11 protein-coding genes and 1 other annotated feature are annotated in these 13,019 nt (G+C 43.1%); of the genes, 7 read left to right on the top strand and 4 right to left on the bottom strand.

The window, feature by feature from the left end; all coding sequences use genetic code 11:
* The first annotated feature begins 62 nt into the window (after window positions 1–62).
* The 3 genes from acsA to sr7p all read left to right on the top strand — a co-directional run bounded on the left by acsA (window position 63) and on the right by sr7p (window position 3,646).
* On the top strand, window positions 63–1,781 hold the full coding sequence (gene acsA / locus BTW01_RS00570; protein ID WP_162101126.1) for an acetate--CoA ligase: 1,719 nt from the start codon (window positions 63–65) through the stop codon (window positions 1,779–1,781).
* A gap of 55 nt (window positions 1,782–1,836) precedes the next feature.
* Window positions 1,837–2,074, top strand: a binding site (T-box leader).
* A gap of 50 nt (window positions 2,075–2,124) precedes the next feature.
* Window positions 2,125–3,393, top strand: coding sequence for a tyrosine--tRNA ligase (tyrS, locus tag BTW01_RS00565; RefSeq protein ID WP_162101125.1), 1,269 nt, complete (start codon window positions 2,125–2,127; stop codon window positions 3,391–3,393).
* Between the two features lie 124 nt (window positions 3,394–3,517).
* Window positions 3,518–3,646, top strand: a complete 129-nt coding sequence (gene sr7p, locus BTW01_RS18600) for a small protein SR7P (RefSeq protein ID WP_258894762.1) — start codon at window positions 3,518–3,520, stop codon at window positions 3,644–3,646.
* Window positions 3,647–3,665: 19 nt separating this feature from the next.
* Here the strand turns inward: sr7p and rpsD are convergent, their stop codons facing one another.
* A complete protein-coding gene (rpsD, locus tag BTW01_RS00560) occupies window positions 3,666–4,268 on the bottom strand; it encodes a 30S ribosomal protein S4 (protein WP_162101124.1) in 603 nt (200 codons plus the stop codon).
* 294 nt (window positions 4,269–4,562) lie between these two features.
* On the opposite strand from rpsD, the gene BTW01_RS00550 reads away from it, so the two are divergent.
* On the top strand, window positions 4,563–6,296 hold the full coding sequence (locus BTW01_RS00550; RefSeq protein ID WP_162101122.1) for a diguanylate cyclase domain-containing protein: 1,734 nt from the start codon (window positions 4,563–4,565) through the stop codon (window positions 6,294–6,296).
* Window positions 6,297–6,331: 35 nt separating this feature from the next.
* On the opposite strand, the gene BTW01_RS00545 is transcribed toward BTW01_RS00550, so the two are convergent.
* Window positions 6,332–6,823, bottom strand: coding sequence for a GAF domain-containing protein (locus BTW01_RS00545; protein WP_162101121.1), 492 nt, complete (start codon window positions 6,821–6,823; stop codon window positions 6,332–6,334).
* 126 nt (window positions 6,824–6,949) lie between these two features.
* On the opposite strand from BTW01_RS00545, the gene refZ reads away from it, so the two are divergent.
* Window positions 6,950–7,573, top strand: a complete 624-nt coding sequence (gene refZ, locus BTW01_RS00540; protein ID WP_162101120.1) for a forespore capture DNA-binding protein RefZ — start codon at window positions 6,950–6,952, stop codon at window positions 7,571–7,573.
* Here refZ and hisJ read toward each other — a convergent pair.
* The gene (gene hisJ / locus BTW01_RS00535; RefSeq protein WP_162101119.1) at window positions 7,570–8,376 is read right to left on the bottom strand and encodes a histidinol-phosphatase HisJ; all 807 of its coding nucleotides are present in this window, start codon (window positions 8,374–8,376) and stop codon (window positions 7,570–7,572) included. The two genes, refZ and hisJ, sit on opposite strands and share 4 nt — an antisense overlap.
* Window positions 8,377–8,572: 196 nt before the next feature.
* Between hisJ and ezrA the strand changes: the two genes are divergently transcribed.
* Entirely contained in the window at window positions 8,573–10,276 is a 1,704-nt protein-coding gene (ezrA, locus tag BTW01_RS00530) for a septation ring formation regulator EzrA (protein WP_162101118.1), read from the top strand.
* A gap of 55 nt (window positions 10,277–10,331) precedes the next feature.
* Here the strand turns inward: ezrA and brnQ are convergent, their stop codons facing one another.
* The gene (gene brnQ / locus BTW01_RS00525; protein WP_162101117.1) at window positions 10,332–11,669 is read right to left on the bottom strand and encodes a branched-chain amino acid transport system II carrier protein; all 1,338 of its coding nucleotides are present in this window, start codon (window positions 11,667–11,669) and stop codon (window positions 10,332–10,334) included.
* A 201-nt stretch (window positions 11,670–11,870) separates the two neighbouring features.
* Between brnQ and BTW01_RS00520 the strand changes: the two genes are divergently transcribed.
* Entirely contained in the window at window positions 11,871–13,016 is a 1,146-nt protein-coding gene (locus tag BTW01_RS00520) for a cysteine desulfurase family protein (RefSeq protein ID WP_162101116.1), read from the top strand.
* Window positions 13,017–13,019 lie beyond the last annotated feature (3 nt).

Genomic DNA, 13,019 nt, shown 5'->3' with positions numbered 1-13,019 from the left:
AGAAGAGTGTGAATTTATACTATAATAATTGTGACAACTTCAGCAAAGGGGGATGTTTGGGCATGACTTTGAAAGCGTTACCGGCAGTGGAAGGGGATCATCATTTAAAAAATTATGAAGAAACGTACCGGCATTTTGATTGGGCAGAGGCAGAGAAACATTTCTCCTGGCATGAGACAGGAAAACTGAATGCGGCTTATGAAGCGATTGACCGCCATGCCGAATCGTTTCGAAAAAACAAAGTAGCACTTTATTATAAAGACGCAAACCGGAATGAAAAATACACATTTAAAGAAATGAAGGAAGAATCTAACAAAGCTGGGAACGTGCTGAAACGGTATGGAAATGTGGAAAAAGGGGACCGCGTTTTTATTTTTATGCCGAGATCACCCGAGCTTTATTTTATTATGCTTGGCGCCATCAAAATTGGCGCCATCGCCGGACCGCTGTTTGAAGCATTTATGGAGGGAGCTGTAAAGGACCGGCTTGAAAACAGCGAAGCGAAGGTTGTTGTCACAACGCCTGAACTGCTGAAGAGAATACCGGCCGACAAACTGCCTCACTTACAGCATATATTCGTAGTCGGTGAAGGGTCTCAAAGCGGCGCAAACATCATTCATTATGACGAAGCGGCAAAACATGAGAGCACAAGGCTGGATATCGAATGGATGGACAAAAAAGACGGCTTTCTGCTTCACTATACATCAGGTTCCACTGGAACGCCAAAGGGTGTGCTTCATGTCCATGAAGCGATGGTACAGCAATATCAGACAGGAAAATGGGTCCTTGATTTAAAGGAAGAAGACATTTACTGGTGCACAGCTGATCCAGGCTGGGTGACAGGTACGGTATACGGCATTTTTGCCCCGTGGCTAAACGGGGCGACAAATGTGATCGTCGGCGGCCGTTTCAGTCCGGAAAGCTGGTATGGAACGATTGAACAGCTAGGCGTCAGCGTCTGGTACAGCGCACCGACTGCGTTTCGAATGCTTATGGGAGCAGGAGATGAGATGGCTGCGAAATATGATTTAACGTCACTTCGGCATGTGCTCAGTGTTGGGGAGCCGTTAAATCCAGAAGTCATCAGATGGGGACACAAAGTCTTTAACAAACGAATTCATGATACATGGTGGATGACAGAAACGGGCAGCCAGCTCATCTGCAACTATCCTTGCATGGATATTAAACCGGGATCAATGGGTAAGCCCATTCCCGGTGTAGAGGCGGCAATTGTTGACAATCAGGGCAACGAGCTTCCGCCTTACCAAATGGGCAATCTCGCCATCAAAAAGGGCTGGCCTTCCATGATGCACACCATTTGGAATAACCCTGAAAAGTACGAATCATATTTCATGCCGGGCGGCTGGTATGTGTCTGGCGATTCTGCCTACATGGATGATGAGGGGTATTTCTGGTTTCAAGGCAGAGTCGATGATGTCATCATGACTTCCGGTGAACGCGTTGGTCCATTCGAAGTGGAAAGCAAGCTTGTCGAACATCCGGCCATTGCAGAAGCAGGTGTGATCGGAAAGCCCGATCCGGTGCGGGGAGAAATCATTAAAGCCTTCATCGCACTCAGAGAAGGATTTGAGCCGTCTGATCAGCTGAAAGAAGAGATCCGCCTCTTTGTGAAGCAGGGTCTCGCAGCCCATGCGGCTCCGCGTGAGATTGAATTTAAAGATAAGCTTCCGAAAACCCGGAGCGGCAAAATTATGAGACGTGTGCTGAAGGCGTGGGAGCTCGATCTGCCGGCTGGGGATCTATCGACGATGGAGGATTAAAAAGGCGGCGTTGACATGGAATTTTATTTATGTTAAAAATGATATAGCTTCATATGAAAAGGTAAAGATTGAGACAAGTAGGATATCCTTACGTTCCAGAGAGCTGATGGCCGGTGAAAATCAGTACAGACGGATATATCGAATACACTCATGAACCGCTTTTGCAAACAAAGCCGGCCAGGCTTTCAGTAGTGAAAGAACGGACCTGATCCGTTATCAGGCAAAGTGATAAGGCGAATGTTTTACGTTCTCTTATTAGTAGGGTGGTACCGCGATAATCAATCGTCCCTTCGTGTAAACGAAGGGGCGTTTTTTATTTTAATCAAAAAAGGAGCTTTTTCTTATGACAAACTTACTTGAAGACTTATCCTTCCGCGGATTGATTCAGCAAATGACAGATGAAAAAGGATTAAATAAACAGCTGAATGAAGAGAAAATCCGCCTGTACTCAGGTTTTGATCCGACAGCAGACAGCTTGCATATCGGACACTTGCTGCCTATTTTAACACTTCGCCGTTTCCAGCTCGAGGGGCATCATCCAATTGCGCTTGTGGGCGGCGCAACGGGGCTTATCGGTGATCCGAGCGGGAAAAAGGCAGAGCGTACATTAAATACAGCTGACATCGTATCCGAGTGGTCCCAAAAAATCAAAAACCAGCTGTCCAGATTTCTGGATTTCGACGCAGCAGAAAACCCAGCTGTCATCGCGAACAACTTTGATTGGATCGGCAAAATGAATGTAGTCGACTTCCTTCGTGATGTCGGCAAAAACTTCGGCATCAATTACATGCTGGCAAAAGACACAGTCAGCTCGAGAATTGAATCCGGCATTTCATACACGGAATTCAGCTACATGATTCTTCAATCTTATGATTTCTTAAATTTATACAGAGATAAAAACTGTAAATTGCAAATCGGCGGAAGCGATCAGTGGGGCAACATCACAGCGGGGCTTGAATTGATTAGAAAATCAGAAGAAGAGGGAGCGAAAGCGTTCGGTCTTACCATTCCGCTTGTCACAAAAGCAGATGGCACGAAATTCGGAAAAACGGAAGGCGGCGCGATCTGGCTTGATAAGGACAAAACATCGCCTTATGAATTCTATCAATTCTGGATCAACACAGATGACCGTGATGTTATCAAATACTTGAAATACTTCACATTCCTATCAAAAGAGGATATTGAAGCATATGCTGAGAAAACAGAAACGGCGCCTGAAAAGCGTGAAGCGCAAAAACGTCTGGCAGAAGAAGTGACAGCGCTCGTTCATGGAGATGAGGCGCTGAAGCAAGCTATCAATATTTCCCAAGCGTTGTTCAGCGGCAATATTAAAGAGCTTTCCGCCCAAGACGTAAAAGTCGGCTTTAAAGATGTTCCATCAATGGAAGCTGACAGCAGCCAAGAACTTTCACTAGTCGATGTGTTGGTGCAATCTAAATTATCTCCTTCTAAACGACAAGCGCGTGAAGACATTCAAAACGGGGCTGTTTACATTAACGGCGAACGTCAGACAGAAGTGAATTATATTTTATCTGCTGAAGACCGCATTGAGGACCAATTTACTGTTCTGCGCCGCGGAAAGAAAAAATACTTCCTTGTGACGTATCAATAAGAAAAAATCCTTTGCCGCTAAAGGCAAAGGATTTTTTTTGTTTAGCGCATATGAATAACAGGAAAAGAGTAAATTAGAAAGGGCAAACATGATCATCACCACCTTTTAGAAAGGAGCGCTGACCATGAATCTCATGTGCACAATTGCAAAAGAGAGGCTTCAGCGGGATTATTGGGACCAAAAGACGCGGGATAGTGTTGGCGAGCAAGAGGCAATAGACGAAACAGACGATAAAAAAACCCCCACCGCGTAGCGGCAGGGGGTTTTAACGATTAACGAGAGTAGAACTCAACGATAAGCGCTTCGTTAATTTCCGGAGCAAGTTCAGAACGCTCAGGAAGACGAGTGAAAGTACCTTCAAGCTTTTCAGCATCGAATGTAAGGTATTCAGGAACGAAGTTGTTTACTTCAACAGATTCTTTGATGATAGAAAGGTTTCTTGATTTTTCACGAACACCGATCGTTTGACCAGGTTTTACTTGGTAAGACGGGATGTCAACGCGGCTTCCGTCTACAAGAATGTGACCGTGGTTAACCAATTGGCGAGCTTGACGGCGAGTACGTGCTAAACCTAGCTTGTACACAACATTATCAAGACGAGCATCTAAAAGAATCATGAAGTTTTCACCGTGTTTACCAGCTTGTTTGCCAGCTTTGTCAAACAAAGTGCGGAATTGGCGTTCGTTTACACCGTACATGTGACGAAGCTTTTGCTTTTCTTGCAATTGCAAACCGTATTCTGATAATTTTTTGCGTTGTCCTGGGCCGTGTGGACCTGGAGCGTAAGGGCGTTTTTCTAATTCTTTTCCTGTACCGCTAAGAGAGATTCCTAGACGGCGGGACAGTTTCCAAGATGGACCTGTATAGCGAGCCATAATGTGACTCCTCCTTTGGTTTTATTTTTGTGGAAAATAAAAACCGTCTGCTCTATTCGACCATGTACATTTTGTTTTCATGTATCCTCGCTCCAGCAGCAGAGAGTTACACGATACACCTTATAGATAAGGAACAAAATGAAAACATAGAAGCTGAACAAAAAGGCTGCAATATTTCACACAAAGGTCATTATATAATTTATTTGTTTTGAAGTCAACCATTCCTTCATTATCACTTCGCCGTTTATGATATAATAAACAAAAATCAGGGGTAAACTTTCAGGTGATAAAAATATGGTAAAACAAACAAAAGAACAATTATCCGCCTTTCATTCTCATATGCTCGATTTTTTATTAACGAAATCGGAAAAAGTTACATTCACCGACTCTTTCAAATGGCTTACCTCGGCTCTTCAGACCTGTTTTTCATCCCTTTGTGTTTCGCTTACACCGGCACCATCCGCCTCTGCTTCAAAACAGGCGGATGATCTAGTTTCATTTTCAGCTTCGAAAGTAAATGCCTCGTGTTATTTGATTGAAGACACCGGCGGCAGGCGCTTTCATCTGAAATGCAGGCAGGATATTGAGATGCCTGAAGGGCTTCCTGGCGTGATTTCCTCATTTCTAAACCAGTCCATAAAACAAGAAAAACTCTATAATCAAACGATCTATCAAAAAAAGATATACAAAATGACAGAGCTCTTCCATTCACTGCTGGATCAGACAGAAGTGCTGAAGCAGCTTTTAGAAAGCTTGACCCGCACGTTTTCTCTCTTTGAATTTTCCCTCTATATATCGCACGATCAAGATCAATGTTTAGGCGCTCCTGCAAAAGAGCTGTATATGGAAGGAGAAGGATCCGATTCCTTTGCCCTCAAAGTGTATTTATCCGGGGATATGTTGCGAAAAAATGAATCTGCAGCCTACATTCCGATCAAAGGACAACAGGGAACATATGGGGTGCTGATGGCTGAGGGGACGGACGGCAGTTTTATTACCGACGACTGCCTTAATGAAATGTCACTGATAGCAAACGCGGCGGGAAAGGCGTTTGAAAATGCCCAGCTCTATGAACAATCCAAAGCAAGCATCACAAATTTGGAATTGATCAATGAAACATCACGCCGCCTGAATCAGGGACTGACATTGACCGATACGATGAATGATCTAGCTGTAAGAATGGCAGAATCGTTTCAGGCCGAAGAAGTGGGTTTTTTTTATATAGACCATTTTGAAAAGTTAGCATTGCTCCCTGGCAGCACAGCGTTTTTTGAAGAAAAGCCATTTGATTTATATGATGAATGGAAAGAGAAGCTGTATGAAGAAAAAGGGATTTTCAACGGGAATGGCCAGTCTATTTTTGGAAAGGCCGGCTACGGCTCGCTGATGGCAGCTCCAATGATTGAGAATGACAGGCTTTTAGGCTTTGCTGTTTTATTGAAACAGGAATTGTACGCTTTTACATTTGAAATGTACAAGCTGTTTCAAGCGCTGATTCATCACGCAACATTGGCTGTAACCAACTCAATGCTTCGCGACCGCCTTGAGCATCTCGTCAAAACGGATCAGCTGACTGAACTGTATTCAAGGGCATATTTAGATGAAAAAATTCAATACAGCATGAAAGTCGACCAAAAGGGTGTCTTTATCCTGGTTGATATTGATAATTTTAAGAATGTAAATGATACATACGGTCATCAAACTGGAGACGAGATTTTAATTCAAGTCGCTTCGGTGATGAAAAGCAACATCCGAAAGCAAGATGTAGGCGCCCGCTGGGGAGGCGAAGAGCTGGCGATTTATTTGCCGAATGCGCCTGTTGCGATGGGAAAACGGATTACTGAGCAATTGATTGATGCGGTCAGAAATAGTACGAAACCCGAGGTAACGATTTCATGCGGGATCTCCTGCTGGACAGCAGAAACGAGAAAGTCTCTAAAGGAGCTTGTGCATGAGGCTGATGAAGCGCTGTACAGCGCGAAACGAAGCGGAAAAAACCGTTTGATGATTCATGAATCAATAAAATAAAAAGCCCAAAACAAAAATTGTTTTGGGCTTTTCGATTACTGTGCCAACGCTTTTTCAAGCGTTTCGGCAAATTGCGAAAGATATTTTTCATCCATTTCATCGAAACGGTTTTTCATTGGGCTGTCGATATCCAAGACGCCGACAACTTTTCCGCTTACATGAATCGGGAGCACAATTTCTGATTGAGACGCAGCATCGCAGGCGATATGTCCCGGAAACGCGTTTACATCTGCGACACGCTCTGTTTTTCCATTTGTATACGCTGTACCGCAGACGCCTCTGCCGAAAGGAATCCGTACACACGCCGGCAGACCTTGGAATGGCCCTAGCACAAGCTGTCCATCCTCTTCTTTGGCAAAATAGAAACCTGCCCAGTTTACTTCAGGCAGCGAGTGGTACAGAAGTGCTGAAGCATTTGCATAGTTTGCAATAGGATCTGTTTCGTCTTCGATGATGGCTTCGAGCTGTTTTAGCAGAAGCTGATAGTTTTTTTCTTTATCTTCAGATTGTTTTTCGACATGGAACATGGAAAACCCTCACTTTTTCTATAATATAAAACAGAGTTCCGGCTTTTCTGCCGGCATTTGTCGATAAGTTCTTACAGGAACAAAGGCCTTCTGCTTGAATAATATCAAGAGGAAGGAGTGAGCCGTATGAAAGTAAGCACCAAAGACAAAATTATTGAATCTGCTGTCATGCTCTTTAACCAAAAAGGATTCTCTGGTACGTCTGTCCGTGAAATCGCAAAGTCAGCTGATGTAAATGTTGCGCACATCTCCTACTATTTTAAAGGCAAAGGAGGTTTGATGGAATACTTAGTTTCAGAGTTTTACGAAGGCTATTGCAAAACACTTGAAACAGCGGCAGGCACTATCTCTTCTCAAAGTACGCAGGAACAGCTTCTCCAATTGGTTTTCGATATTTTATCCTATCAGCATAACCATCGTCAATTAACTCGTTTTGTCTATCGGGAAGTTACGATTGACTCCACGCTAATCAGGGAAATCATGTCCACATACTTAATGAAGGAAAAATATATCTTCCAGCTGGTCATTGAGGAAGGAGAAAAACGATGCGAACATTTAACGCTGCCGCTGCCCCATTTTCTTCTCCAATTAAAATCTCTCTTAATGATGCCATATCTCCAGCCTCAATATATCTCAGAAGTGCTCTACATGCAGCCGCACGAGCCATACTTTTATAAAATGTATTTTGAAGAAATCAAAGTTTGGATTAGAAGCGTCTTCCGGACAGGAGACATGGCACTGATCAATTAGAACCGCTCCAAAAACGTGTCATATGCGTACCCGATATCTCCCGCTTGATGGGCATCAGACCCAAACACAAGCGGGATTTTTTTTTGCTTCGCTTCATTCAGCATCCAATCCTCGATATAAATGACGCCAGCATGAGTTTTTCTTAAGCCGGAAGTATTGAAGTCAAGCTCCATTTCATTTTTTTCAATAGCATTCAGGCACTGTGAAACAAGTCCGCGAATATATTCAGGCATGCTGTATGGAAACAGTTTGATGAATTTTTGGACGAGTGTGATATGACCGACTCTTTTTGGCTTAAAGCGGCCTAGAGGTGCTACAATGGAAGAAAAGACACTGCGGTAATATTGCTCATACACAGCTTCAATACTTCCGCAGGCTGAAATCAGCTCTTTAAAGGTATGCTCATCATAATCAAGGCACAGATAGGAAGAGCCTGCATGCAAAAAGTGAACGGATAGGATACTGTCATCTAAATAGGGCCCATATGTATCCAGAAATAATTTGATTTCATCTTCAAAGCCAGCAATATAATCGACCTCAAGGCCCGTCTGTATAGTAAGCTGTCCACGATATTCTTTTTTTAATCCGGTTATTTCATTGATATAGCGCTCCAGAGAGGCTTGTGCCATTGCGCTGTCTTTCAGCGGGGTAGGATCAGTAAATGAGGGCGGCAATGGGGCGTGTTCGGTAAATGTAATTGTTTCAAAGCCTTTTTTTAGCGCCTCTTCAGCATATTGTCTGAGTGTGTCATCGGAGCCGTGAGGGCAAAATGGTGTGTGAATATGTCCGTCTCGCTTTTGCATTGGTGTCACCCCATGAAAAAATAGTCAAATCCTGCCGATTTCGTACAAAAAGTTTTGGATTTCTGGTCAAAAAATGTTGGTTACATGGTATCATAATAACAATGAAAACGACAGTTTTTCTCAATACATATCCTGAAATCTTTCTGAATAAATAAAACACCCTGACAGATTAAGGTTAACAGCAAGGGGGCTCATTATGGAGTTTGTCATTGGATTATTAATTGTATTGCTTGCGCTGTTTGCAGCAGGCTACTTTTTCAGGAAAAAAATTTACAGCGAAATTGACCGGCTGGAATCCTGGAAGATTGAAATTCTAAATCGGTCAATCGTGGAAGAAATGTCCAAAATCAAGCATTTAAAAATGACGGGGCAGACGGAAGAGTTCTTTGAAAAGTGGCGTGAAGAATGGGATGAGATTGTTACAGCCCACATGCCAAAGGTCGAAGAGCTCCTTTATGACGCCGAAGAAAACGCAGACAAATACCGTTTTAAAAAGGCTAATCAAGTGCTCGTTCATATCGACGACCTGCTGACAGCTGCGGAATCGAACATTGAAAAGATTCTTCGCGAAATCAGCGACCTCGTTACAAGTGAGGAAAAGAGCCGTGAAGAGATTGAACAGGTGAGAGAACGCTATTCAAAGTCGCGAAAAAACCTGCTCGCATACAGCCACCTTTACGGAGAGCTCTATGACAGCCTTGAAAAGGATCTTGACGACATTTGGAGCGGAATAAAACAGTTTGAGGAAGAAACAGAAAGCGGAAACTATATTGCCGCACGACAAGTGCTGCTTGAGCAGGACCGTAACCTTGATCGGCTTCAGTCATATATAGATGACGTACCGAAGCTGTTAGCTGACTGCAAACAGACGGTGCCCGGACAGATTGCGAAGCTCAAGGACGGCTATCGCGAAATGAAGGAGAAAGGGTATAGGCTTGAGCATATCCAGCTTGATAAGGAGCTGGAAAATCTGTCAAATCAGCTGAAACGGGCGGAACATGTCTTGTTGACTGAGCTGGATATTGATGAAGCCTCTGCAATTCTGCAGCTCATAGACGAAAACATTCAAGCTGTTTATCAGCAGCTGGAGGGTGAAGTCGAAGCTGGCCAATCTGTCCTAAGCAAAATGCCTGAATTGATTATTGCTTATGACAAGCTGAAAGAAGAGAAAGAACATACAAAGACAGAAACTGAGCTGGTGAAGGAAAGCTACAGATTGACAGCTGGCGAGCTTGGGAAACAGCAGGCTTTTGAAAAGCGTCTTGATGAAATTGGCAAGCTGCTTTCATCTGTTAAAGATAAGCTCGATGCAGAGCACGTCGCCTATTCGCTTTTAGTAGAAGAGGTTGCTTCAATAGAGACGCAGATTGAAGAAGTGAAAAAAGAGCATGCGGAATACCGTGAAAACCTGCAAGCATTGAGAAAAGAAGAGCTTCAGGCGAGAGAGACGCTCGGCAATTTGAAAAAAACAATTTCTGAGACAGCAAGATTGCTAAAGACAAGCAATATTCCAGGCGTTCCAAGCCATATTCAAGAGATGCTGGAAAACGCATATCATCATATTCAAGAAACAGTCAACCAACTAAACGAACTTCCATTAAATATGGAAGAAGCCGGAGCCCATTTGCAGCAAGCAGAAGAAATCGTCAACAGGGCGAGCCGGGAATCAGAGGAACTTGTCGATCAGGTAGTCCTCATTGAAAAAATCATTCAGTTTGGAAACCGGTTCAGAAGCCAGAATCATATTTTATCTGAACAGCTGAAAGAAGCGGAAAGACGTTTTTATGAATATGACTACAGTGAAGCATATGAAATTGCAGCGGCCGCGGTTGAAAAAGCCGCACCAGGTTCTGTTCGAAAAATAGAATCACAAAAGACAAAACAGCGGCAATATCAATAAATTGCAGATAAAAAAGCCTTATTGGATGCATGTCCAATAAGGCTTTTCGTCTTTACTAGCTGATATTAGCAGGCTTTTTATTTGAACCGGTAGCAAGAGAAATCAGATAACCGGCGATGCCTCCAATGATTGCAGGGATGACCCAGCCAAACCCTAAGCTGTAAAATGGCAGCGATTCACTGAGAATCTTATTTAAAGAACCGATCGGAATGCTTGCAGCATTCAGGCCATCGATAATACTAAAAATACCAGTTGCAATCAAACAAAGGATATATACTTCACGTCTGCCTTTGAATAATTTTTCGATAAATGATAGCAAAATGATAACAATTGCTAATGGATAAATAGCTGATAAAATAGGAACTGAGAACAAAATGATATTTGACAGCCCAAAGTTAGAAATAATAAAGCTGAACACAGTGACAATCGTTACAACGGCTTTATAAGATAATGAAGGAATCAGTTTTGAGAAATAATTTCCGCATGAAGAGACAAGGCCAATGCTTGTAGTCAAGCATGCGAATAGGATAGCGACGCCTAAAATGATATTTCCCAAAGATCCGAACAGGTGCTGTGATGATGCTGATAAAATTTTGCTTCCTGCCCCGAGAAGTCCGATAGAATCTGTGCTTGTAGCTCCTAAGTATGCAAGCGAAACGTAAACCAGGCCAAGTCCTACTGCTGCCACAAGTCCGGCTTTAATACATACGGAAGCAACTGATTTACGGCTGGTAATGCCTCTATCCTTAACGGCATTCACAACAACAATTCCGAACACGATAGAAGCAAGTGCGTCCATTGTTTTATATCCTTCTAAAAATCCTTTGAACAATGATCCGGAAGCATATGTTTCAAGCGGTGACTGAACGCTTCCCATAGGCGTCACGATGCTTTTGATGACTAAGATTGCAATGACAGCAAGTAAAATAGGAGTTAATACCTTGCCGACTCTGTCAACTAGCTTTGTAGGATTTAAAGCCAAATAGTACGTAACAGCAAAGAAAAGAAACGTAAAAATAAGAAGTGTGAGCCATGCAGGCATGCCGCTAACAAAAGGTACAGCCGCAATTTCATAAGAAACAGTGCCTGTTCGCGGAATCGCAAACAACGGTCCGATTGTTAAATAAAGAACGATTGTAAATATGGTTCCAAAGACCGGATGTGCCTTATCAGCAAGGCCTTTAGCATCTGTACCTGTTAATGCAACAGCTACAACACCTAAAAGCGGCAGACCGACACCCGTCACAAGAAATCCTGTCATCGCTTTCCAAACATTTTCCCCGGCTGCCTGTCCAAGTTCCGGCGGAAATATCATATTTCCTGCGCCAAAGAACAACGCAAAAAGCATAAGCCCGATGGCGATCGTTTCCTTGGCTGATATTGATGATTTCATAACGTATAAGTCCTCCTAAATTTACTATGGTAGAATATTCTGTCAATTAATTGTCAGATAATATGACGAAAGTAACAAATTTAATTATATGTGAATGAATGAAGAAGTCAATAGTAATTTCATTTACTTTTTCAGCAATAATTTGTTATGGTAACATATAAAATTAGTTTTGTATCGCTTTCATGTTAAAGGAGTAAAAAGATGTTATATTTAGACAATAGTTCAACGACCAAACCTTATGATGACGTCTTGAATACATATGAACAAACAAGCCGGCGGTATTTTGGAAATCCTTCATCTTTGCACAGGTATGGAGCTGAAACGGAACAGCTGCTTCAGGCAGCTAAACAGCAGATAAAAAGAGCCATGGGCCTAAAGAATTATGATATTGTATTTACGTCAGGCGCTACAGAAGCTAATAATTTGGCTTTAAAAGGAGCGGCTTTGTCAAAAATAAAAGCAGGAAAACATATCATTGCCACTTCTATTGAACATCCGTCCGTTACGGAATCGTTAGAACAGCTGCAAGAGTTATTCGGGTTTGATGTTACTTATCTTTCGGTGAACGAAGATGGTTTTGTATCAATTGAAGAGCTAAAACAATCGATCCGTCCGGATACCGTGCTTGTCAGCATGATGCATGTGAACAATGAAGTTGGTTCCGTGCAGCCGGTTGAAGAGGCGGGAGAAATGCTGAAAGAGCACCCGAACATTTTGTTTCATGTCGATTATGTGCAAGGCATCTATAAAGTGCCTCTGGCTATTGAAACGTCCGGCATTGACCTTTGTTCGATTTCCGGGCATAAAATTCACGGCTTGAAGGGGACGGGGGCGCTTATCGTAAAAGAAGGAACACGCCTTATTCCGCTAATAACGGGAGGCTCTCAGCAAAAAGGCATACGAGCAGGGACGGAACATACAGCGGGTGCGGTTTCGCTTGCCAAAGCCATTAATCTTGCCGCTGCTGATTTTGAAACACGGCTTGGCACGATGGCTGCTGCAAAGGAATTGTTTATGAAAAGGCTGAGTGAAACTGAAGGCGTTGTTGTCAGCACGCCTCAAATGAATAGCGCGCCGCATATTATTAATTTCTCTGTCCCGGGAATCAAAGCAGAGGTGCTTTTACACATGCTCGAGGAACAGCATATATTCGTCTCAACGACATCAGCCTGCTCGGCAAAAGAAAATAAGCCCAGCAAAGTTCTCTTACAGATGGGCAAGGGAGAGCAAGTTGCCGGAAGCAGCATCAGAATCAGCTTACATTACAGCCAAACAAGCGAAGTGGCAGAACCTTTTATGGACGCACTCGTTCCTGGCATCAAAAAATTAAAGAAAATGATGAGGTAGAAC

The organism is Bacillus sp. SKDU12, from assembly GCF_010093085.1.
GTDB classification, from domain to species: Bacteria; Bacillota; Bacilli; order Bacillales; family Bacillaceae; genus Bacillus; species Bacillus mexicanus.
The sequence above is the reverse complement of the archived record's forward strand: the minus strand, read 5'-3'. Positions and strand labels throughout refer to the sequence as shown.